At 45.5% G+C, this 23,820-nt stretch carries 23 protein-coding genes; 9 read left to right on the forward strand and 14 right to left on the reverse strand.

The annotated features are described in order from the left end of the window. Positions 1-6 precede the first annotated feature (6 nt). Complete coding sequence (locus CI960_RS19640) at positions 7-972, reverse strand: tetratricopeptide repeat protein (RefSeq protein ID WP_005861015.1); 966 nt, start codon at positions 970-972, stop codon at positions 7-9. Between the two features lie 333 nt (positions 973-1,305). On the opposite strand from CI960_RS19640, the gene CI960_RS19645 reads away from it, so the two are divergent. From CI960_RS19645 to CI960_RS19670, 6 genes are all read left to right on the forward strand, one after another. Beyond that, a complete protein-coding gene (locus CI960_RS19645; protein ID WP_008773957.1) occupies positions 1,306-1,602 on the forward strand; it encodes an OadG family protein in 297 nt (98 codons plus the stop codon). Between the two features lie 18 nt (positions 1,603-1,620). Next, on the forward strand, positions 1,621-3,546 hold the full coding sequence (locus CI960_RS19650; RefSeq protein WP_005861011.1) for a biotin/lipoyl-containing protein: 1,926 nt from the start codon (positions 1,621-1,623) through the stop codon (positions 3,544-3,546). After that, positions 3,546-4,781: a sodium ion-translocating decarboxylase subunit beta gene (locus tag CI960_RS19655; protein WP_005861009.1), complete on the forward strand. Its 1,236-nt coding sequence runs from the start codon at positions 3,546-3,548 to the stop codon at positions 4,779-4,781. Before CI960_RS19650 ends, CI960_RS19655 begins: the two co-directional genes overlap by 1 nt. Positions 4,782-4,997: 216 nt before the next feature. Continuing rightward, entirely contained in the window at positions 4,998-6,851 is a 1,854-nt protein-coding gene (locus CI960_RS19660; protein ID WP_005861005.1) for a DUF349 domain-containing protein, read from the forward strand. Positions 6,852-6,914: 63 nt separating this feature from the next. Then, positions 6,915-8,123, forward strand: a complete 1,209-nt coding sequence (locus tag CI960_RS19665; RefSeq protein WP_005861003.1) for a hypothetical protein — start codon at positions 6,915-6,917, stop codon at positions 8,121-8,123. A gap of 65 nt (positions 8,124-8,188) precedes the next feature. Beyond that, positions 8,189-9,382: an esterase gene (locus tag CI960_RS19670; RefSeq protein ID WP_005861002.1), complete on the forward strand. Its 1,194-nt coding sequence runs from the start codon at positions 8,189-8,191 to the stop codon at positions 9,380-9,382. A 48-nt stretch (positions 9,383-9,430) separates the two neighbouring features. Here the strand turns inward: CI960_RS19670 and CI960_RS19675 are convergent, their stop codons facing one another. From CI960_RS19675 to CI960_RS19690, 4 genes are all read right to left on the reverse strand, one after another. Next, a complete protein-coding gene (locus tag CI960_RS19675; RefSeq protein WP_005860998.1) occupies positions 9,431-10,066 on the reverse strand; it encodes an outer membrane beta-barrel protein in 636 nt (211 codons plus the stop codon). 71 nt (positions 10,067-10,137) lie between these two features. Beyond that, the gene (locus CI960_RS19680; RefSeq protein ID WP_005860996.1) at positions 10,138-10,833 is read right to left on the reverse strand and encodes a LytTR family DNA-binding domain-containing protein; all 696 of its coding nucleotides are present in this window, start codon (positions 10,831-10,833) and stop codon (positions 10,138-10,140) included. Next, positions 10,830-11,888 (reverse strand): sensor histidine kinase, encoded by a 1,059-nt coding sequence (locus tag CI960_RS19685; RefSeq protein ID WP_005860994.1) that lies wholly within the window; start codon positions 11,886-11,888, stop codon positions 10,830-10,832. The genes CI960_RS19680 and CI960_RS19685 overlap by 4 nt, the downstream gene beginning before the upstream one ends. A gap of 20 nt (positions 11,889-11,908) precedes the next feature. Next, a complete protein-coding gene (locus CI960_RS19690; RefSeq protein WP_005860992.1) occupies positions 11,909-14,068 on the reverse strand; it encodes an outer membrane beta-barrel family protein in 2,160 nt (719 codons plus the stop codon). A 620-nt stretch (positions 14,069-14,688) separates the two neighbouring features. Between CI960_RS19690 and CI960_RS23985 the strand changes: the two genes are divergently transcribed. Genes CI960_RS23985 through CI960_RS19700 form a run of 3 tightly spaced genes read left to right on the forward strand, consistent with a single transcriptional unit; the run spans position 14,689 to position 15,374 of the window. Continuing rightward, positions 14,689-14,841 (forward strand): hypothetical protein, encoded by a 153-nt coding sequence (locus tag CI960_RS23985; protein ID WP_369825043.1) that lies wholly within the window; start codon positions 14,689-14,691, stop codon positions 14,839-14,841. A 59-nt stretch (positions 14,842-14,900) separates the two neighbouring features. Continuing rightward, positions 14,901-15,098 (forward strand): hypothetical protein, encoded by a 198-nt coding sequence (locus tag CI960_RS19695; RefSeq protein WP_005860990.1) that lies wholly within the window; start codon positions 14,901-14,903, stop codon positions 15,096-15,098. A gap of 3 nt (positions 15,099-15,101) precedes the next feature. Beyond that, the gene (locus tag CI960_RS19700) at positions 15,102-15,374 is read left to right on the forward strand and encodes a type II toxin-antitoxin system YafQ family toxin (protein WP_005860988.1); all 273 of its coding nucleotides are present in this window, start codon (positions 15,102-15,104) and stop codon (positions 15,372-15,374) included. A gap of 4 nt (positions 15,375-15,378) precedes the next feature. On the opposite strand, the gene folE is transcribed toward CI960_RS19700, so the two are convergent. The 9 genes from folE to xseB all read right to left on the reverse strand — a co-directional run bounded on the left by folE (position 15,379) and on the right by xseB (position 23,812). After that, complete coding sequence (gene folE, locus CI960_RS19705) at positions 15,379-15,969, reverse strand: GTP cyclohydrolase I FolE (RefSeq protein ID WP_005860986.1); 591 nt, start codon at positions 15,967-15,969, stop codon at positions 15,379-15,381. A gap of 5 nt (positions 15,970-15,974) precedes the next feature. Next, a complete protein-coding gene (locus CI960_RS19710; protein ID WP_005860984.1) occupies positions 15,975-16,481 on the reverse strand; it encodes a hypothetical protein in 507 nt (168 codons plus the stop codon). Between the two features lie 70 nt (positions 16,482-16,551). Further along, complete coding sequence (gene tpiA / locus CI960_RS19715) at positions 16,552-17,307, reverse strand: triose-phosphate isomerase (RefSeq protein ID WP_005860982.1); 756 nt, start codon at positions 17,305-17,307, stop codon at positions 16,552-16,554. A gap of 36 nt (positions 17,308-17,343) precedes the next feature. After that, positions 17,344-18,627: a BT_3928 family protein gene (locus tag CI960_RS19720; RefSeq protein WP_005860979.1), complete on the reverse strand. Its 1,284-nt coding sequence runs from the start codon at positions 18,625-18,627 to the stop codon at positions 17,344-17,346. A 5-nt stretch (positions 18,628-18,632) separates the two neighbouring features. Further along, positions 18,633-19,178 (reverse strand): DUF1599 domain-containing protein, encoded by a 546-nt coding sequence (locus tag CI960_RS19725; RefSeq protein ID WP_005860977.1) that lies wholly within the window; start codon positions 19,176-19,178, stop codon positions 18,633-18,635. A 158-nt stretch (positions 19,179-19,336) separates the two neighbouring features. Next, a complete protein-coding gene (locus CI960_RS19730; RefSeq protein ID WP_005860975.1) occupies positions 19,337-20,587 on the reverse strand; it encodes a M23 family metallopeptidase in 1,251 nt (416 codons plus the stop codon). Between the two features lie 210 nt (positions 20,588-20,797). Then, positions 20,798-22,894, reverse strand: coding sequence for an ATP-dependent DNA helicase RecG (gene recG, locus CI960_RS19735; RefSeq protein WP_005860973.1), 2,097 nt, complete (start codon positions 22,892-22,894; stop codon positions 20,798-20,800). Positions 22,895-22,916: 22 nt separating this feature from the next. Continuing rightward, positions 22,917-23,615, reverse strand: coding sequence for a 2-C-methyl-D-erythritol 4-phosphate cytidylyltransferase (locus CI960_RS19740; protein WP_005860971.1), 699 nt, complete (start codon positions 23,613-23,615; stop codon positions 22,917-22,919). After that, positions 23,615-23,812: an exodeoxyribonuclease VII small subunit gene (gene xseB, locus CI960_RS19745; protein ID WP_094582539.1), complete on the reverse strand. Its 198-nt coding sequence runs from the start codon at positions 23,810-23,812 to the stop codon at positions 23,615-23,617. Before xseB ends, CI960_RS19740 begins: the two co-directional genes overlap by 1 nt. Between the last annotated feature and the right edge of the window lie 8 nt (positions 23,813-23,820).

Raw genomic sequence — 23,820 nt, forward strand, 5'->3', positions numbered from 1 at the left:
GGGGAATCAAAAGATTCCCCCTTTATACATATCATCGAAATTCGAATGCTGTCCGTTCATCTTCTGGGCCTCCTCGCTTTCTGGATTCAGTTCCAAAGATTTCTTCAAGTCCTCGAACGCACCGGTCTTATCACCTTTCAGATTCTTGGCTCGCCCACGCTCACTATAAGCCTTGGCAAAAGACGGATTCATCTCGATCGCCTCGTCGAAGAAAGCGATCGCCTCGTCGTATTTCTTTTGCTCGATCAGCAACTGACCAGATAAGATACAAGCGTCCTCATTAAACGGATTTAGATCTAGGACCTGCTGGAAATCAGAATTCGCGGCCTCGATATCCCCTAAAGCCATATGAATACGTCCTCTCAATAAATAAGAACTTTCCTCCTCCGGCACGATCTCGATCGCTTTCTCCACATCGGGCAGCGCCTCTTTAGCTTGTCCCAGTCCTAAAAGAATCTCCGCACGCAATAAATAAGAATCGGCGAAATCCTCCTTCAAGGAGATCGATCTCGTCAGGTCGGCGATAGCGCCAAATACGTCATTCGTCGCTTTCTTCGCTTTTGCCATCATGAAATAAGCGACATGATTAGAAGGCTCTAGCTCGATCACGTGCAAACAATCGGTTATGACCTCCGCATCCTTATCCAACATAAACAATAAGTTAACGCGAGTCAAGCGGGTAGCGATATGATCCGGCTCCATCTCAACCATCCGGTTCAACACGTCCTCGGCTTTCCCTAGATCGTTCGCCATCGTATAAGCGGAAACGAGATAGCTCATCGTCTCAAAATCCTCCTGTATATTCAGTGCCTCCGTAAAGCATTTGATCGCATAAACAAGTTTTCCCATCTTCTGGGCACGTACGCCGTCGTATTTCAAGATATCAAAGTTCTTCTGCTCGTTCTTCGCCTTATCCTCCGTCGCCTCGGCCGGTTTGGAAGAAGAGAATAAAGATGTAAAGAAATTTCCCATGGTCTTATTCCTTAATTATTATAGTTTTACATTATTAGAATTCCACCGCAAAGTTACGGTAATATATTTGAATTTTCAGCCGTACAAGCGCCGGAAAAAACACGTACGTGTTTTTGGAAAAAGTCGTACATGTTTTTTGGAAAACACGTACATGTTTTTTCAAGCTGACAATCATTCACCGAAAAGGCCGTTTCGCTTATTTATTTTCATTTTTTTAATTAAAATGTAACAGATCGTTTTCCAGTATTTTATAATTTTGCGATTGTTTTTAATTTGGCTGAAAGTTGCTCAATCCTTTGTAGAAACCTTTTAAGCTAGCCACAAATATAGAATATGGAGAATATAGAGACAGGACTTTTGTTAATGGTAGTTGGAATGACCACCGTATTTGCTATCCTTTTGATCGTTATCAATCTGGGAAAAGGACTTATCGTCTTGGTGAATAAATACGCACCGGAAGAGATCATAGCGAAGAAACCAGTAGCGGCAGCCGTTCGGGTACAAACGGCCACTCCAACGCAAACCACCGCAATCGGCAGTCTTTCCGGACAGGAGACAGCCGCCATCGTATCGGCAATCAGCGCCGTGACCCGTGGACAGGGGAAAGTTATCAAAATTGAGAAAGTATAAATAATACATATTAATATCATGAAAAGAGAAATCAAATTCAGTTTGGTCTTCAGAGACATGTGGCAATCTGCCGGAAAGTATGTCCCGACCGTAGACCAACTAACCAGAGTCGCTCCGGCAATTATCGAGATGGGCTGTTTCGCCCGGGTGGAAACGAATGGCGGAGGATTTGAACAAGTCAACTTATTATTCGGCGAGAATCCTAATAAAGCGGTCCGTGAATGGACAAAACCTTTCCATGCGGCAGGTATCCAGACGCATATGTTGGACCGCGCGTTGAACGGCCTTCGCATGAGCCCGGTACCCGACGATGTACGTCAGCTATTTTATAAGGTAAAGAAAGCGCAGGGAACGGATATCGCCCGCACGTTCTGCGGTTTGAACGACGTACGGAATATCGCCCCATCTATTAAATACGCGAAAGAGGCCGGTATGATCTCACAATGCTCCTTGTGTATCACGCATTCTCCGGTACATACGGTTGAGTATTATACCAAGATGGCATTCGAGTTGATCGAGCTCGGAGCGGATGAGATTTGTATCAAGGATATGGCCGGTATCGGACGTCCGTACACATTAGGCCGTATCGTAGCCAATATCAAGGAAAAATATCCAGAGATCCCGATCCAATATCATAGCCATGCCGGTCCCGGCTTTAACGTAGCTTCCATCATGGAGGTTTGTAACGCGGGTTGCGACTATATCGACGTAGGTATGGAGCCGCTTTCTTGGGGTACAGGACATGCGGACTTGCTGACCGTACAGGCGATGTTGAAGGACGCCGGTTATAAGGTGCCCGAGATCAATATGGAGGCTTATATGAAGGTTCGTGCCTTGGTTCAAGAATTCATGGATGATTTCTTGGGATTGTATATCAGCCCGAAGAACCGGTTGATGAATTCCTTGCTGATCGGACCGGGACTTCCGGGCGGTATGATGGGTAGCTTGATGGCAGACCTTGAGAAGAACCTAGAGACGATCAACAAGAGCAATATAAAGAACAACAAACCGCTGATGTCTCAAGACCAGTTATTGATCAAGTTGTTCGACGAGGTAGCTTACGTATGGCCGCGTGTCGGTTATCCTCCATTGGTAACTCCATTCAGCCAATACGTGAAGAACCTAGCCTTGATGAACGTCATGCAGATGGAGAAGGGGAAAGCCCGCTGGAGCATGATCGCCGATGATATCTGGGATATGATCCTCGGAAAGGCCGGACGTCTTCCGGGCCCGTTGGCTCCCGAGATCGTCGAGAAGGCGAAGGCCGAAGGCCGCCAGTTCTTCGAGGGCAATCCTCAAGACAATTATCCGGACGCATTGGATAAGTATCGAAAGTTGATGAACGAGAAGCAATGGGAAGTTGGCGAGGATGAGGAAGAACTCTTCGAATACGCCATGCACCCCGCTCAATACGAGGCATATCGCTCCGGAAAGGCCAAGGTCGAGTTTAAGGCAGACGTGGCAAAACGTAAGGCAGAGAAAGCGAACGCCGGTAAACCGACGGTACCCGCCACTCCAGCCGCACCGGCTCCGGCACCTGCCGCTGCATTAACGATGCCGACTACTCCGCAAGTCATGACCGTAGATGTAAACGGGCAAGCTTACCGTGTGACCGTCGCTTTTGGTGATACCAACAGCGCGACTCCGGAAGTTAAACCGACAGCGGCTCCCGCCCCGACAGCCCCGGAGACAACAAATGCTCCCGCAGGCGCTGGAAAAGAGGTGCTTTCTCCGCTGGAAGGTAAATTCTTCCTTATAAAGAACGCTTCCGATACACCGGTGAAGGTAGGCGACGTAGTGAAAGAAGGTGATGTCCTTTGCTACGTGGAGGCCATGAAAACATACAATGCCGTACGTGCCGAGTTCGGGGGAACGATCACGGCGATCTGCCTGTCTTCCGGTGATGCCGTATCTGAGGATGATGTATTAATGACGATTCAATAATGAACGAGATATTTCAAAACTTATATGAGATGACTGCGTTCAGCAATATCATTGCTGAACCGCAGTTCTTGATCATGTATGCCATAGCGTTCGTATTGCTCTACCTCGGTATCAAGAAACAATACGAGCCGCTATTGCTCGTGCCTATCGCGTTCGGCGTATTGCTCGCCAATTTCCCCGGAGGCGATATGGGAGTGATTCAAGCGGATGAGAATGGATTGATTAATGTACACGGCGTGATGAGAAACATCTGGGAAATGCCGCTGCATGATATCGCACACGAGCTTGGCTTGATGAACTTCATCTATTATATGTTGATCAAGACGGGCTTCTTGCCGCCGATTATCTTCATGGGTGTCGGTGCGTTGACCGACTTCGGCCCGATGCTCCGCAACCTTCGCCTATCCATTTTCGGCGCCGCGGCCCAATTGGGAATCTTCACGGTGCTTTTGGTAGCGATCTTGATGGGATTCACACCGAAAGAGGCAGCGTCTTTAGGTATTATCGGTGGCGCCGATGGCCCGACGGCTATCTTCACGACCATTAAATTGGCTCCGCATTTGCTAGGCCCGATCGCTATCGCCGCTTATTCTTACATGGCTTTGGTACCGGTTATCATCCCGTTGGTCGTTAAGCTACTGTGTTCTAAGAAAGAATTACGGATCAACATGAAGGAACAAGAGAAGAAATACCCTTCTAACATGGAGATCAAAAATTTGCGTGTATTGAAGATTATCTTCCCGATCGTGGTAACTACCGTAGTCGCCTTGTTTGTTCCCAGCTCCGTTCCTTTGATCGGTATGTTGATGTTCGGTAATCTTGTAAAAGAGATCGGAACCAATACGTTCCGTCTGTTCGATGCCGCTTCCAACAGCATCATGAACGCAGCCACGATCTTCCTCGGATTATCCGTCGGGGCGACCATGACCACGGAAGCGTTCTTGAACCTGACAACGATCGGCATCGTAATCGGCGGTTTCTTGGCATTCGCCTTGTCTATCGCCGGGGGTATCTTCTTCGTTAAGATTTTCAATTTGTTCACTAAGAAGAAAATCAATCCGCTTATCGGAGCCACGGGTTTAAGTGCTGTACCCATGGCCTCTCGTGTGGCGAATGAGATCGCGTTACAATATGATCCGAAGAACCATGTCTTGCAATATTGCATGGCTAGTAATATCTCGGGGGTGATCGGCTCAGCGGTAGCTGCCGGCGTGTTGATTTCCTTCTTGGGATAAATAAGATTAAATAGTATGAGTAGATGGTGGGAGACGGGGCATGCCCCGTCTCTACAACCGGAATCAAGAGAAATAGGCCAACCTTAACATCTATTAGTATCCAAAATGACTTTTTAGATAAATAATTTCCCCGAAATGCTGTAATCCAAAAATATTTAGTTTAATTTGTGACTTGATATAGGAATGTATTTATCCTTTTCTTAAAAGCGATTGTATATGAAGGACACTCTTGAGACTAATTTGCCGGAAGAAGCCGGGAAATTGGAAGAAACTAAAAAACCGGTTGAGACGCCGGAAATCGATGCTACCGCAAACGTTGAAGCCAACGATACAGCGGAGGCGGACGCTGCTATTGCCGCAGGTAAATTAACCAAAGAAGAAATTCTCGCTAAGTTAACCGAACTTGTTGAGACTTCCGTAGAGACTTCCCGTGGAGAAGTAGAGGCTTTGAAACAGGCTTACTACAAGATCCGTCGTAACGAGGTGGAAGAGCTCAAGAAGGAATTCATCGCTGATGGTGGCGAAGAAAAGGATTTTACAGCTCCCGCTGACGAAACCGAGAACAAGATCAAGGATTTGCTCACTTCTTATAAAGAGAAAAGAGCCGCTATCCTCGCCGAGGAAGAGCGTGTAAAGGCCGCTAACTACGCTTTGAAATTGCAGTTGATCGACCAGTTGAAAGAGCTTTGCGAAAGCCAAGATGATTTCAATAAATTATACAACTCTTTCAAGGACATCCAACAAAGATGGAAAGAGGTGAAGGCCGTTCCCCAAGAGCACGTGAACGAGCTTTGGAAGAACTATCAGATCTACACCGAGAAATTCTATGATATTATCAAGATAAATAATCAGTTCCGCGACTATGACTTCAAGAAGAATCTGGAATTGAAGACCGCCTTGTGCGAAACCGTAGAGAAACTAGGTAACGAGCCGGATGTTATCTCCGCTTTCCACCAGCTTCAGAAGCTGCACCAGCAATGGCGTGAGATCGGGCCGGTAGCGAAAGAGTTACGTGAGGACTTATGGGCTCGCTTCAAAGCTGCCTCAACCGTGATCAATAAGCGTCACCAAGAGCACTTCGAGAAACTGAAAGCGAAAGAGCAGGAGAATCTGGATGCGAAGACCGTGATTTGCGAACAAATCGAGGCGATTGATTTCAGCGCGTTGAAATCGTTTAAGGACTGGGAAGAAAAGAATAAGGAGGTAATCGGCTTGCAAGAGAAATGGAAGACGATTGGTTTCGCTCCGAAAAAATATAATGTAAAGATATTCGAACGTTTCCGTGCCGCTTGCGATGTCTACTTCGAGAAGAAAAGCGAGTTCTACAAGGCGATCAAGAGCGATATGGAGAAAAACCTCGACGCTAAACGTGCGTTATGTGAGAAAGCCGAGGCTTTGAAGGATAGTACGGACTGGAAGGATACGACGGATAAAATGATCGCTTTGCAGAAAGAATGGAAGACGATCGGACCGGTAGCCCGTAAGCATTCCGACGCTGTCTGGAAACGTTTTATCTCGGCTTGTGATTATTTCTTCGAGCAAAAGAATAAGAACGTTGTTTCCCAAAAGAGCATAGAGCAGACCAACTTGGCCGCTAAGAAAGAGTTGATCGCTAAGATTAAGGGCATGGACGAGAGCCTTGGACATGATGAGGCTATCGCAACCTTGAAGTCTTATATGGCGGAATGGAACACGATCGGTTTCGTACCGTTCAAGGAGAAAGATAAGATCTACAAGGAATATCACGAGGCGGTTGACCAACAATTCGATCGCTTGAAGGTAGACCAGAACGATCGCAAGATGCAGTCGTTCCGCAACAACCTAAACGAGATGACCAGCGGCGAAAGAGGTAAAGGCCGTTTGTTCAGCGAACGTGATAAGTTGATGCGTATGTACGAGCGCATGAAGAACGAGCTTCAGACTTACGAAAACAACATCGGCTTCCTAAGCATTTCCTCCAAGGGCGGCGGCGGTTTACTGAAAGAAATGGAACGCAAGATCGAAAAGCTGAAAGAGGATATGGCTTTAACGGTCAAGAAGATCGATGCCATCGACGAGAATCTGGAATAACAATCTCATAAACCCGAGCAAAGCCGTCCTTTAAAAAGACGGCTTTGTTGTTTTTACGCTTTTATGTCACGGATACATTATTTCAATCCCGGCCACGAAACGGCCGTACTTTTAGGGACACAGAACTACACGGCACCGACAAACGTTCGTAAAATGCAAAAAGACTTGGCGCTGCTGCCGGTTTGGTATGCAGAAGAGGATGATTTTGTCTATCTGGAAGATAGTAAGGCAACCCCTCCGTTTTTCGCCCATTTGCCCAAAGACCTACACCCGGCTCCTATACCTGTAACAAAAGCGATGCTGGCGAAAAACGCTCCCTACCTCTCTCCTATGGACGCGGCCCCGTGGGGACTTTCCCCGCATAGTCTTCATTTATTCGAGCAGTTGAGGGACAAGGCAAAAGTCCGGCTATCCGTCCCGACTTGGAAAGAGGATTATTTTCGCCTTACCGGTAGGCAAACGGCGGCGGAATGTCTGGAAAAGATACAGGCCCTCCTACCCGATCTCCCTATTCCGGTAGCGCCTCGTTTCTGCACTCAACTCCGGGAGGTGGAGAGATACATGATCTTATGCAACGCTCCCTTCGTATTAAAAACACCCTATTCCTCTTCCGGACGGGGATTGCTATGGGTAGAGAAACGAAAACCGGATACAAAAACGAAGAACTGGATAGAGGGCGCATTCAACAAACAAGGAATGATCAGCATCGAAAGCGGATTAGACAAAGTACAGGATTTCGCCATGGAATTTTATTCCGACGGGCAAGGTACTGTCCGTTACGAGGGATTATCCGTTTTCAATACCGAGGAACGAGGTTCCTATACAGGCAACATCCTAGAGGAACAATCCACCATGCTCTCCCGCATCACCCGATTCACGGGCGAAGAAACCTATTCCCGCATCCAAGAGGCGGTACGTACCGTATTACAAGAAGTGTACGGATCTACTTACGCGGGCTGTATAGGCGTGGACATGCTGGTCTATAAACAAAAGGATGGATCTTTCGCTATTCATCCCTGCATTGAGATCAATATGCGATACACGATGGGAATGGTCGCTTTACGTCTATTCCAGCAGTATGTAGCGCCCGGAGCTGTTGGCGATTACCGGGTTTCTTACGAGAAGGAAGCCGGAGAAGCTCTCGAGAAACACCGCCTCATGTCTGAGACTTATCCACTTCGCCTTGCGAATGGAAGGATTCAAGAAGGCTACCTCTCATTATGCCCCGTCACGAAAGAGACACATTATCGAGCCTATTTATTGCTCATGTAACAGATTATTCATTACATTTGTGAACATCTTTAGACTATAGTAATACCATTAATAAATTTATCATTATGAAAAGATTATCATTCTTGGCCGTATTCATGCTGATCAGCGTGATCACGTTCGCCCAACAAGCCCTTTGGGGTAGTCAGAACATCATCTCTCCGGAGATTCATCCGGATAACACCGTAACCTTCCGGTTCATGGCGCCCAAAGCGATCAAGGTGCAGGTAACAGGAGATTTCCTTCCCACACAGAAGATGGAGACTCAGTTCGGTTTAGTGGATGTACCCGGTACCGTAGATTTAAAGGAAGGTAAAGAAGGCGTTTGGGAATATACCACACCGGAACCTCTTCCCTCCGAATTATATAGCTACTCCTTTATTGTCGACGGATTAAAGACTACAGATCCTAATAATGTCTATCTGAACCGTGACGTGGCATCCGTTACGAATATCTTTATCATCAAGGGTGGACAGGGCGATTTATACAGCGTTAATGATGTTCCTCACGGAACGGTCGCTCGCCGTTGGTATGAGAGCCCGACATTGGGAAAGACTCGCCGTATTACCGTTTATACGCCGGCCGGCTATGAGACAAGTGGCAAAAAATATCCGGTATTCTACCTCTTACATGGCATGGGTGGCGACGAGGAAGCTTGGATCGCCTTAGGACGTACGGCCCAGATCATGGATAACCTAATCGCCCAAGGCAAGGCTAAACCGATGATCGTGGTTATGACAAACGGAAATGCGGATCAAGAGGCCGCTCCGGGAGAATCCAGCCTAGGTTTAGTTAAGCCGAATATGCAACTACCTAAAACCATGGAGGGTAGCATGGAAAGCAGCTTCCCGGATGTCATTAAGTTTATCGAGAGCAATTACCGTGTGGAAAAAAAGAAATCCAGCCGTGCGATAGCCGGACTTTCCATGGGCGGTTTCCATTCTTTGCATATATCTAAGCAATATCCGGATATGTTCGATTACGTGGGATTATTCTCTGCCGCTATCCTCCCCCGTGAAGGCTCCGAATCTCCCATCTACCAGAATATGGATGAGAAGCTGAAAGTACAATTCGGCAAGCACCCGAAATTATACTGGATCGCTATCGGTAAAACCGACTTCCTATACAAAAACAACGTAGACTATCGTAAGAAACTAGACGATAACGGCTACAAATACGAATACTACGAGAGCGACGGCGGCCATATCTGGAAGAACTGGCGCATCTACCTCACAAAATTCGCCCCAATGTTATTCAAATAACAAAATACCCAGTTGTAGAGACGCAGCATGTGCTGCGTCTCTATAGCTTTATAATCTATATCCGAGTAAAATCCCAACCGTGAAGGTTCGATCATGGGCAATGAAGTCTTTATTAGGCTTTATAAAACTCGGAAGATAACTGACGTTTAGTCCCAACAAATAACGATCGAAATTATAATTAACGCCGGTCTCACATTTTAATCCGACAATAATCCGGTTCACGGCAGGAGCTGTCTGCTCGGGAAACAAAGAATCCATATCGCCTAAAGAAATATGACGCTTCACATTTACATCAACACGAGGTCCGACGCCTGCGTAGAAATTCCAACCACTATCCGAAAGAGTCTTTACTCGAAAAGTAGTATTCAAGGTGATATAATCAAACATGTATTTCATATTCCTCTTCAGCATATTGAGTCCCGGATCTGTAGCCTCATAGAAATCAAAACTTCCACCTTTACGTAAGTAACCCACATTACTTGACAATGCATACCAACCCTGATCCAAATAATCCAATCCTATAGACATTTGATACGATGACAAAGACTTATCAAAAAGGTCCTCACCTTCATTCACCAAAGAAGAGAAAGCCATACCATTCTCTATTTTCAGAACCTGCGCCTTCATCGTTATAGGCAAACACAAAATAAGACAAACCAACCATGCACAACTTTTGATCTTCATAACTTACCGTATTTAGTTTACTACAAAAACGCCTGAAGAACGAAATTCGTATAAATACAATAAATTGGCAATTACAACGTATTCTTAAGGATACGCTTAAATACAATATCTCTGAGATTACGGGCGATCGGGATTTGATAGGATTCGATACGTAATCTATTCCCTTCTACCAGATCGACACGATCCGCATTAATTATATACGATTTATGCGTTTGGAGAAATTGATCATCGGGTAGGGATTCCCCGATCCGCTTCAAGGTTGAATGGGTCAATACTCTACCGGAAGTAGTATAGATGCTAACATAATTTTCCAACGCCTCTACAAATAAGATATCTCTCAGGTAGATCTTACGCATTTGCTTCTCGCTTTTCACGAAGAACGAGGCATCCGCATCCGGCGTATTCTCCCGAGCCAACAGGTCGTGCACCTTATTCACGCCTTTTAAGAAACGCTCAAAGGAAATAGGCTTCAGCAAATAATCCACGACATCCAGTTCATACCCTTTCAAGGCATATTGCTCATAAGCGGAAGTAACGATCACTTTGGGAGGCTGGTTTAAGGTCGCCAATAAATCCAAACCGGAAAGATAAGGCATCTCGATATCTAACAAAAGTAAATCCGGCTGCTGAGTTTTCAACAGAGTATTTAATTGGATAGCGTCCTCACATACACCGGTCAAGGAGAGAAAATCCACTCGCTCCACATACGACTGCAATCCTTTACGGGCCATCGGCTCATCATCTGTTATCACGCAGGTTATTGTCATATATCTTCTATTTCAATCATTAATTCCGCTACGAACTCAGTCTCTTCTTTCCGGGTTTCCAAACGGTGCTTATTGGGATACAATAAAGATAATCGGCGGCGTAAATTTACCAGACCGATGCCTTTACGTTGCCGTTCATCCACCGATTTACGCAACGCTTCGTCCTCCGCTGAAAGCTCGGGGATGGAGTTTCGTATAAACAAACTGATCCGGTTATTTTCCCATTTCATGATAATATCCAATTGATAATCGCCACCTACGTATTTAAAAGCGTTCTCTACCAACGGGAGGAAGAGTAACGGATAAATATTCAGTTCATTCAATTCGGGCGGAAACTCTACACGCAACCGCAGGCGTTCACTCATACGAAGCTTACGCAAAGCTATATAAGTTTTCAAATAATCAATTTCTTGCAGGATACTGACCTTCTGATTGCCACCATACAGTTGGTAACGCAAGAGTTCGGATATCATCTCTAACGTGCGACGAGGCGCCTTGTTACTTTCATCAATCTGGAAATAAACGGTATTAAGCGCATTAAACAAGAAGTGAGGATGATATTGGGATTTCAAGAACTTCAATTCCGTCTGTAATTGATCATTCTTGATCTTTTCCAGTTGGATACGCTGCTCGGCGTAATCTTTATCCAATACTTGAGCTCGCTGAACATTATAGACCATAAACGCAAACAAACACCCTATCACGTTCGCGATTATTATATCGTCCATATGGAAAGTATCACCGATAAATATACGGGTTATTGCCAACGTAGCATTCACACCCAATATAATAAATAAGAAAGGCATTCCATACGATCTCCAAACAAATTTCCACCTATTCGGTTCTTTCGCTCTTCGGCTCTTCTCGATCTGGCTTCCAAAGTAAATAAAAAACAAATAAGAGACAAAGATTAGAATCACGATCTCTAGGATACTATTCCCCAAGGACTGTGTCCAGTAGTGTCCTTCTTTCGTATAATCCGTTACCCAGCGGATACAAGAATACAAAGAGACCGCAAAAATCAAGGCATATATCCACTTATATATCTTTTTCATAAACCATTTGTCTAGAGGTTTCACAAATTTATTCTTTTACTTTCATCTACGCTATGCTTCCGGCGAGATTCTTTCACCTCCAAACCACGATTTATACGATAGGTCAATGAAATACCGACTACCGTCCGGTCCATCCGCTCTTTTATAAAAGCGTGCTGGGTAGGGGTCATCACGCTCATTCTCGATACATTCGAATGGAAAATATCCCGTGCGAATAACTGTATCGTTCCCCGGCCTTTCCATATCTTCTTCTGGATACCGGCATTTATTTGCCATAACGGATAGATCGTAGCTTGTCCCGCCGCCATTTTCCCATTATAGAAACCGATAAGTTCAGCGCTCCAAGTCCGGGCAAAGTTAAACTGATTCGAGATCCCGATATTCGGTGTCCATCTCTTATTCACCTTTACTTGATAATTCTCCGGTAAACGATACCGGTTATAGATCAAGGATGCGCTGACGTTCACGTTCCAAAATGAGGTTAGCGGTAATTGGGAGGTACTGAGCCGGGGACCTACGCTGACGCGGGAAGAGAGATTTTCCGGTGAGACATAAACGACATAGTTCCCTTGATCCAAATAGCTCTTGATAATTACATCCTTCGTATAATTGAAAGCAAGCCCCACCCGGAATAAATCGCCATGTATATAGGCCAGTTCCAGATTATCGGATAATTCCGGGCGTAATAAGGTGTTACCTTTATCATACGTATACTCATCGTGGATATATACAAACGGATTCAGGTCCCGGTAATTCGGACGGACAATCCGTTTGCCATAAGTAAGCGACAGACTATTCCCATTCCTCAAGGCATACTGAACAGAAAGCGTTGGGAACAAGTGCGTATAATGATTGGTAAACGAGGAGTCTCTTTGATAAGCGTTACCCGATTGTTCGCCCTCTATGCGGGTATTTTCCAGACGAAGACCTGCCTCCAGACTTATAGAAGAGAATTTGGCGTCAAGCTGTACATAGCCCGCGTTTATATTCTCGTCATACTGAAAATCACAACTCAAGTCATGGTCCGGTTGCCAAGAATCACCTTGTAACCGATTATAATCAGCGTTATTATCAATAGAGACAAAAGAGGTCTTGGCGCCTGCATGGAACGTGAAGGATTTCGAGAAAGGCCACACCAGATTCGCTTGTCCGGAGTATAAATGGATTCCTCCATCCATATCCCCAAACAAGGTATCTTGGCTATTCAAATATTGGTCTTCCTCGTATCGATAACGCAAGTAATCCATAGAGGCATCCAAGACCCCACCATCAGAGTTAAAGGTATGTGTTAAACTTAAAATAGCCGTAAAATTATCCTGTGAACGATTCTGATCGTTCAAGGTGCGAAGCGAACCTCCGGTTTGCGGAGATCGCTTAGGAATGGATGAGTTCATATCTCCCTCAACCTTGTTACCCGCCAGATTACCATCCGTCGAAAACCCGATCGTAGTCTTATCCGACATTTGATAATCGATCCCGAAACGATAATAGTTTGATGTATTCTTCCAAATTCGATAGGAAGATTGCGTCATCTGCCCGGTCTCCCCTTCCGGCCGCCAACCTTCCAGATAGTTTCTCTCCACATACAGATCATCGTAATCATTCTTCCGGGAATAGGAATAAGAGAGATAGAAGTTGAACTTATTCGTTCGCAGATTCAGGGTAGTAGAAGCGAAACCCTCTCCATATTTACCTTGGTCATAACTACCGTTTACCAAAAGGTTCATTCCTCTTCGCAATATCTTCTTCGTACGTATATCGATAATACCGGAGTTTCCACTAGCGTCGTAACGTGCCGATGGCTGCGTAATCAAATCGATTTTATCCGTAATGGAGGCAGGAGTCGATTTTAAGAGGTTGACAAGATCTTGCCCCGATAAATAGGTAGGCTTACCATCCATCAAGATATTCGCACCGTTTTGACCATTCAAGAAAATAGTGCCATCATTTTGTATCACGACTCCCGGCAAACTGGTCAACACGTCGTAGACATTCCCTTGGCTTTGGGTGATAGAGGCATCCAGCCTATAAGTCATCTTCCCCGGTTTCATCTCTACCGTAGGGAGCTTAGCCATTATCACCACCTCCTGTAACTTCTGGTCCGCTATCGTATCGACCTGTCCCCAACCACAAAAAGGGGTAATTATCAATAGAACTATTATAAAAAGATTCCTGCTCATGTCGTTTTTATATCAAAATTACATCAGCAGGAATATCCAATCAAATTATTGTGACCAACGGAAGTATCCGGGGGATGAAAGGTAAAATCTCCTACTTTTGCCTTCTGAAGTGAATAACTTGCGGCTTGTCGAGTGAATAACTAACGAGTATACCCAGTGAATAACTAACGGCTTTAGAAGTGATTAGTTATTCACTTCTAAACGCTTTTTCCAGCTGTTGATCAAGCAAAATTCTCATTTCCATAAAGTCATCCACGAAGAGGCTTTTCTGTCTTTTTGAGTAGTATTAGAGCTTTTCCATAACATCTCATTTCCACAGGAATCACAAGATAAAGGAGGGGAGATAACAATAAACAGTGCTTTTCCAATGAAAAAGACCGTTTTCGATACACATTAGGCGACAAAAGCCTACACATACGGTCGCGTTAAGCAACGCCAGTAGTGCCATTGGGCATTATAAGCAGTCGCAAATAGGGTTGTAAGTAGTCGTGAATGGGCATTCTTACCTCCTTATAGCCCTATCGTAACACCGTTTTTCCCTCCTTTTGCTCCATCGGATATGAATTACGATGAATTATTTTCGCTAGAACAAAAGGCCATTTTTCAGCATTGCTCTATCAATGAACCGATTGCTGATTTATTTTTTCAAATTCAAGCACAAGACGTACCTTAGCCCGGAAAAATCGATTCTCCGGGACTTCCGATTACAAATTGTCAATCCTAACAAATTGTCATATCCTTCGATCGTCTTTCTCGAAATCTCTCAAAGATGATTATCAATTCAATAAAAAAACGTATTTTTGTCACATACAATCTATAAACAACCCAAGATATGGAAGTGACAGTCAAGAAAGTAGAAATTACCTTACCGGAGGTAGACATGGCCTTGCTCAAAGAACTGGCCAAGAAATTCGGTTGGAATATCGGCAGGAAGAAGTCCGGTATAGAGAAGGGACTGGAGGATATCAAGGCCGGAAGAACACACAAAGCGAAAAACGCAGAAGATATGTTTCAACAAATCCTTGGTTGACCCATGTACCGATTGGAATACACCACGAATTTTAAGAAAGATCTTAAAACGTGTAAGAAAAGGGGATTAGAACTTCATCTACTTCAAAGGGTTATCGATATTCTTCAAGAAACCGGTACGCTCCCCAACCAATATCGCCCCCATAAACTAAGCGGTAAATTTGAGGGCCTATGGGAATGCCATATTAAAAGCGACTGGCTCTTAATATGGCAACAAAACGATACCGAACTGGTCTTGATCATGACCGATACTGGTACGCATGCCGACTTGTATTAAGTCATCAGCGGTTATGCTTGATCAGATTCATAAACTCCTCGCGCGTCTTAGCTTGTTGGAAAAAGCCTGTGAAATCAGAGGTAGTCGTCAAGGAATTTTGTTTCTCCACGCCACGCATCTGCATACACATATGCTGCGCCTCGATCACGACCATCACGCCCAACGGGTCCAAGGTCCTCTGGATGCAATCCTTGATCTGCATCGTCATACGCTCCTGTATCTGGAGGCGGCGGGCGAAGATATCCACTACCCTAGGGATCTTGCTTAAGCCCGTAATATATTTCTTGGGGATATAAGCCACGTGGGCCTTGCCAAAGAAAGGCAACATATGATGCTCACAAAGGGAGAAGAAATCGATATCTTTCACGATAACCATCTGTTTGTAATCCTCTTCCTGAAACATGGCGGAACGGAGTACCGCCTCCGGATCCTCATGGTATCCCTTGGTTAAAAACTGCATCGCTTTCGCTACACGTTCCGGCGTTTTAAGCAGACCCTCACGCTCCACGTCCTCACCCAGCAAACCCAATACTTCCTTATAATGGCCGGCCAAAGCTTCCCGGGCACGTAGCGTCTCTTCGTTTACTTCTGACATTCTCTTTAATTTAGGGGAATTTTTATCTCTTCTCGTACGATATACATTTCCTTCCCGTATTTCGGGAAAGCACCCATCAACAGGCGCATCATATGATAGGCCTCCTCATGCGAGCGGAAATCTCCCACACGCAACTTCCAAAACGGGGCGTTGTAAGTGACATACGTCGGGATCTCTGGAAAAAGCTCCTTGATTTCCTTCTCCTTACGAAAAGCCTCGTCTTTCGAGACCCGTTGGTTATTACCGGAAAATACCTGCGTACGATACCCTTGTACCTTCAAGAAGGTAAGGCTATCTGTCGTCTCCACGTTCGCTCCACGCATACGCTCACCCACCATCTCGCGGATAGCGGCGGATTGATTGATAACGACCTCGCCTTTTCCCAAACCGGATCTCTGCAACGCATCGAATATGGTCGAACGCTCACCTTCCAACGCCGTCTGAGCGAATAAAGATGAAGTACCGGCCATCATAAAGGCAAATAGCAATAAGATACAAGGAATTCTTTTCATAGATAGAATATTAAAAAGAGTATCTTTCCCCATTCATTGAGGGGAAAGATACCTTCTTATTATGAATTAATTAAAAAGCCTCGATAATCGGCATGAATTTGTCAACGGCCAAAGAAGCGCCACCGATCAAACCACCGTCTACGTTCGGTTTAGCGAACAATTCCTTAGCGTTACCGGCGTTACAGCTACCACCGTAAAGGATCGTGCAGTTATCAGCTACCTCATTGCCATATTTAGCGGCCAAAGTAGCGCGGATGTGAGCGTGGATCTCCTCAGCTTGCTCAGCGGAAGCAGTCTTACCCGTGCCGATAGCCCATACCGGCTCGTAAGCCAAGATGATCTTACCGAAATCCTCAGCGGAAAGGTCGAACAAAGAACCAGCGATCTGAGCGTCTACTACCTCGAAGTGCTTACCGGCTTCTCTCTCTTCCAAAACCTCACCGATGCAGAAGATCGGAGTCAAACCGTTAGCCAAAGCCAACTCAACCTTCGTCTTCAAGATTTCCGGAGTCTCATGATAATAAGCACGTCTCTCAGAGTGGCCTAAGATCACATATTTCGCACCAGTAGAAGCTACCATAGCGGCAGAAACCTCACCTGTATAAGCACCTTTTTCCTTGTCAGCGCAGTTCTCAGCGGCAACACCGATCTTGTTTGTATCGATAGCGGCAGCAACGCTTGCCAAGTGAGTGAACGGAGTACCGATGATCACATCGCAATTCGGAGTCTTACCCTTCAAAGCCTCGTCCAAACCTTTAGCCAAAGCAAGACCTTCAGCAAGAGTAGTGTTCATTTTCCAGTTTCCTGCAACAATATTCTTTCTCATAACTTAATAATTTAAATATGTAATACAAATAAATCTCTATTCAGATTCTTTTCCTTTCCGGCGACGGCGATTGCGCAAGGCATCGTATCCCCAAACCAGCAACAAAGGTACGGTAAAACTTAATAGGTTGGTTATTAGCCGGGCATCTTCTTTCGCTTTCCAGTCGGTATTTCCTTCCAGATAGCCGTTTACGATCGTTTTCAGGTCTTCTTCCTGTGGAATATCGTTGTAATGCCACTTCATCAAGATCGTACCTTTCTTCAGCAAGACCAATCCCGGGTTGGAGCGGATGATCGTTTTCAAAAGGACATCATCGGCCATAAGAAACGGATACTCGGCACCGGTATTATCACTCCATGTAGCGATAGCCTCGGCGGAAGAACCCGTCACGCAATAAAAGCCCAAACCGTTCTCCAAGGCGTAATCGTATACATTGTTGATCTCGTCAATACGCTCATCATCCGCATTCTCCAGACGGGGGGCGATCAAAAGAAAGAGACCTTTCGGGTCGTTCAGCAACTCATCAGTCACGTCTGCGTCATTCTCATTATAAATATGAAATGTGGTAACGGGGGGAACGTATCCTTGTTTGATCAGCTTGGTCTTTGAATCCACGAAAGTCCACGTGCTATCATCGGCCGGGGCGTTCTCCAAAGAAAATTCTTTCTGTACGCCATCCCTCTCGTAAATAAAAGAATACGCATATTCATCCTCGGGCGCACCTTCCGGTATCGACATCAAGGCAGGGATATTCGCACCCAACTTATAGGGACGGAAATCCAAGATCGGCAAATGATTATAATTCCGGTAAGCGAAACCGATAGCGAAGACATATGACCACAAAGCCACGAACCAGTAGACATGGTAGGTATAGCCTTGTAAAAGCCGCTGATTATGGATGAACACGTAAATAGCGGCGGCCAAAAGTACGACATTCTTATAGAAGGTCTGCCAATTACTGATCACCAAGGCATCCCCGAAGCAACCGCAATCCGATACGGGATTGAAGATCGCCAGATACAGCGTCAGCGGCGTCATGAAAGACATCATCAGCAAGGTCAAGAAGGTCGTATACCGCCGGTACACCCCTAATAGCATACAGACACCCAGCATGAATTCCAGAGCGGACAAGTTGAAGGAGATCAATACCGTAAAAGGTTGCAGCTTATCCAGCCCAAAGGAAGTCAGATAGTCGCCAATCTTAATGGCTCCTCCCATGGGATCGACAGCCTTCACCGTCCCGGAGAAGATAAAGACTACTCCCAGTAACAGGCGGCAGACCTCTGCGATCACTTTCTTTACGGTTTCCTTATATTCCATGTAGCTCACTCCTCACCAAACTCCAGCTTGATCAAACCGAAGAGGGCATAATTAATCATATCCATGTAGTTGGCGTCCACTCCCTCAGAAACGAGCGTCTTGCCTCCATGACTCTCGATTTGCTTAGTCCGATAAATCTTCATCAAAATAAGATCCGTATACGAGCTGATACGCATGCTGCGCCACGCCTCATCATAATCATGATTCTTGGCGTACATCAGTTCCTTCGTCTCCGCAATGTATTTATCGTATAATTCCAAGGCTTTCTCTATCGTGATATCGGTCGTATCCGCAAATCCCAACGCCAATTGGACCAAGCCGATCACACCATAATTAACGATAGCGATAAACTCCGGACGGATTCCCTCGTCCACCATGCTCGTCCCCTTGATCTCCAAGCTACGGATACGGTTCGCCTTGATAAATATCTGATCGGTAACCGACTGGGGGCGCATGATCCTCCACGACGGCCCGTAATCTTTCAACTTCTTCTCGAACAACTCCCGGCACAGGGAGATCACTTGCTCGAATTGTTCCTTTGTATTTGGCATACTATCCTAGATTATACCCGCGAATATAGGAAAAAAGACGTAGATGTTCTCGAAAATTCAAGACAACAAAAGCTAATAAGATAAATGAAAAGAGGTTACAACAAAAAGGAGCCACTTTATAAGCGGCTCCTTTTCGTTTCCTTACATCTTATATATCGCTATGAACAGCGTAATGAGCGTCCTAAACGCAACACGGTAGTCTTTGTGATACCGTTCAATTCGCAGAGTTTACTAACAGAAGTACCGTATCTTTTAGCGATAGCGCCAAGCGTATCACCGGATTTAATACGATGATAAACCGAAGTAGCCTCCACATCATTCATTGTATTCGTGTCTTCTCCTAAAGAAGCGGTAGCGGAAGAACTTGCCTGTACCGTGATTTTCTTAGAAGATACGGAAGCAGTCGATTTCTTTTGAGTTTGAGCTTTTGGAGTCGCTTTAGCCACGGTTTCCACACCGGCACTACAACGAATGGACTGGCCGATACGTAACATAGAAGTAGATTTCAATCCATTTAAACGACAAAGCTCATTCACTGTCGTACCATATATACGTGCGATTTTACCTAAGGTATCACCGGATTTTACACGATGGTACACCATCTGACTATTGGAAGATGTATAGATATTGCTCTTACGTCCGTTAATCTTGACGTTACGAAACACATATTGATCCTGATGAGGTATTGAGTTCTCGAAGTCAATAATATCAGCCGGGTTAATAGCCTGTCCAAGAAAACGAGTCTCAAAATGCAAATGAGATCCCGTAGAGCGTCCTGTATTTCCCCCTAAAGCGATCGGATCTCCAGCCCGTACGATATCGTTCACACCTACTAAGAATTTAGATAAATGACCATATACAGTCTCTAAACCATTCGGATGGCGAATCACAAGATAATAGCCATATCCCCTACGCTCGAAATTCTTGATACGCACCTTGCCGTCAAACGCCGCACGGATCGTATCTCCAATTTGCACTTTCAAGTCTATCCCCTTATGCATCCGTCTACGGCGAGGACCATACTTTGAAGTGACCCTTGTCATAGAGTCCATAGGCAAGACAAAAGTAGAACAATCGATTACGCAAGAATCCGGCATATCTACCTTTTTACCCCGGAAAGGATTCACCCATTCATTTGTCCATTCGCCATATAATTCATCGGCAGGGAACATCAAGTTCTCTCTCGCCTCCAACTCCGCTTTTTCATTAATCTCCGCAAGCTCCTTCAAAGCCATATCTTTCTTAAAGCCAACACGGTCAGCCATTAACTCAGATACACGCTTGTCCATAAGTTTGTGGGTTGGATGATTGGGAGTCTCCGGAGTTTCCGGTTTCACCGGGTTCTCCGCATTAGCAGTCGATACCATCACAGCGGCACAACAAATGAATAGAAATGTCCTTATACTCATTTTTTGATAACTTTCATTCTTATAATTCAGGATAAAACGGCAATACCCGACATCTCTGCCTGATTGTCAACTTGTCAAAGTTCGGAAATTTGAATAAGCCGACAAAATTGATTAACGAAAAATTTCTGCAATGACTTTGAATAAAAGCAAAACAAGCGAATAAACAAGCTAAATATCAAAGGCTTACAGAACAATATGTTTCACAACATATTAGCTAATCATTCCCCAATTTATCTTCCTTGTGAACAGAGTTTTGAGCCTTTCGCTCAATATCCGGTGCTGTTCGGACAATAATTCGGGGTCTTCGTCAAGAACTCCTTGAGCGATATCCCGCGCATACTGAAGTATTTGTCCATCGGCCGCCAAGTCCGCTATTTTAAGGTCTATCCCCTCGCCACTTTGTCGGGTACCTTCCAAATCTCCATGTCCCCGGAGACGGAGATCCGCCTCAGCGATCTCAAAGCCATTCGTACTGTTCACCATAATCTCCAATCGCTTACGAGTATCATTACTTAGTTTATAGGATGAGACCAAGATACAATAAGATTGTTCAGCACCACGTCCTACCCGGCCACGAAGCTGATGAAGTTGAGAGAGGCCGAAACGTTCAGCACTCTCGATCACCATGACGGATGCGTTCGGCACGTTCACGCCAACCTCTATAACCGTAGTAGCCATCAAGATTTGCGCCTCGCCGGAGATAAACTTCTGCATCTCGGTATCCTTATCCGCCGCTTTCATACGGCCATGTACCATACATACCTTATATTCAGGGAAAACCTCCTTGAACGTCTCAAAACCGGCCTCCAAGTCTTTATAATCCAGTTTCTCATTTCCTTCAATCAACGGATATACCACATAAACCTGACGCCCCTTTTGTATCTCTTTCCGAAGGAACTCATACAATTGCGCCTTTTTATTATCATAGCGATGAAGCGTTTGTATCGGTTTACGTCCCGGAGGTAACTCATCGATCACCGATACATCCAGATCCCCATACAAAGTCATCGCCAAAGTACGGGGAATCGGGGTAGCCGTCATCACCAGCACATGCGGCACGATAGCGTTCTTCATCCAAAGGCGTGAGCGTTGCTCCACACCAAAACGGTGCTGCTCATCGATAATCGCTAATCCCAACGAAGAGAAAACCACCGTCTCCTCAATCAACGCATGCGTCCCGATCACGATCTGGATCTCACCGCTGGCAATAGCCGGTAATATCTTATCCCGCTCCTTCTTCTTGGTAGATCCAGTCAAAAGAGCGACCTTCACGTCCATATCTTTCAGGAATCCCATGATCGTCGCATAATGCTGGGTCGCCAAGATCTCGGTAGGAGCCATCATACAAGCTTGGCAATGATTATCTATCGCCAATAGCATAGACAATAAGCCTACCAAAGTCTTGCCACTCCCCACATCACCTTGCAGCAGGCGATTCATTTGCCGCCCGCTACCCATATCGATCCGGATCTCACGGACTACCCGCTTCTGGGCGTTCGTCAACTCAAAAGGAAGATACTCTTTATAGAACGTATTGAAATAATGGCCGACCGTCGGGAATATGATCCCTTTTAGCTTCAGTTTCCGAACACTAGCAGTACGTAATATATTTAATTGTATGAAGAAAAGCTCGTCAAACTTCAAACGTAACTGGGCATCACGCAACTTAGCGGCAGATTCCGGGAAATGGATATTCCGCATCGCCTCTGTCATAGACATCATATGGATCCGTTTCAATACGTCGGGGGAAAGCGTCTCCGGAAGTTCCCAGTTCAGCCAGCTTAACAACGTATATTGCAGGTTCTGGATCGCCCGGGAATTCAAGAAAGATTTCTTCATTTTCTCCGAGGTATTATAGAAAGGAGTCAAGCCATTCGCCACTTGATCAGCTTGCTCCATTGAGTCGATATCCGGATGCGGTATGTTATAGGTATGCCCGAACTCCGTAGGCTTTCCGAAAACTATATACTCAGTATTGGGACGATACTTATCCGTCACATAATTCAAGCCCTTGAACCAAACCAAATCGATCGTGCCCGTACCATCCGAGAACTTACCAACCAGCCGTTTACTCCGCCCCTCGCCTAGCGTATCGAAATAGAGAATCTGGCCTTTCAACTGGATATAAGGCATATTCCCGCTGATCTCAGCTACTTTATAAAACCGGCTGCGATCTATATATTTATAAGGAAAATAAAAGAGCAAGTCCTCATACGACGATATCCCCGCTTCCTTTTGCAGGATATCCGCCTTCTTGGGTCCTACTCCCGGCAAGTACGTAATCGATCGCTTATCAAGGTCCAGCATAACGTCTATGAGTTTTTAGGGTTTACCGGGCAAACATCGCTTCCGCTATTAACAAATCAAAGGGCGTGGTAATCTTGATATTCTCACGATCACCGGGAACCGTATCAATCGCATGCCCCATCGCCTCCACCACGGAAGCGTCGTCCGTAAATAAAGACGAATAAGGTTGCTCATAGGCTTTTGTCAATAATTCCAGAAGGAAGACTTGCGGGGTTTGTACAGCCATATAGCGGGAACGGTCCACCGGATGGCTCCCTTTTTCATCTGTCTCACGCAGGGAATCAATCATCGGAACAACCGGGATAACGGCTCCCGTGACAGCCGCTTTATCAAAGCAGGCCTCAACAACCTCCGGAGAGACGAAAGGACGAACGCCATCGTGCACAGCGACCAAACTCAGACCGCTATCCTCCTCCCCCTTCCGACGCCTCTCCGCCAAAAGCCAATCCAACCCATTCTTAACCGAGAAGAAGCGAGTATCTCCCCCTTTCACGATCGCATGCGGGACCTTGCAGCCGATTTCCTTGCAAAGCATATTCCAATACGGCTGATGATCCTCCGGAAGCACAAGGATTATACGTGCGGAAGCATCCCAACGATGAAAAGCCTCTAAGGTATGCATCAAAAGAGGTTTCCCCCGCATAGGAATAAACTGCTTCGGCAGATCTCCACCCATACGAAGCCCTTTACCCCCGGCAACGATCAAGACGTACTTATCCATCAATCCAATTCCTCCAAAACTCTTTTAACTTCCTCATCCACTTTATACAGCTTCTCCTTGCAGAGCTTGATCAGACGGGTAGCTTCTTTTACCTTCTCGGACAGGATATCGACATCTAAGTCTCCATTCTCGATCTCAGCCACGATCTTACGAAGTTTCTCGATCGCCTCGTTATATGTTTCTTCTTTTTTCGCCATATTAATTA

This window comes from Parabacteroides sp. CT06 (assembly GCF_002257605.1).
Taxonomy (GTDB): domain Bacteria; phylum Bacteroidota; class Bacteroidia; order Bacteroidales; family Tannerellaceae; genus Parabacteroides; species Parabacteroides distasonis.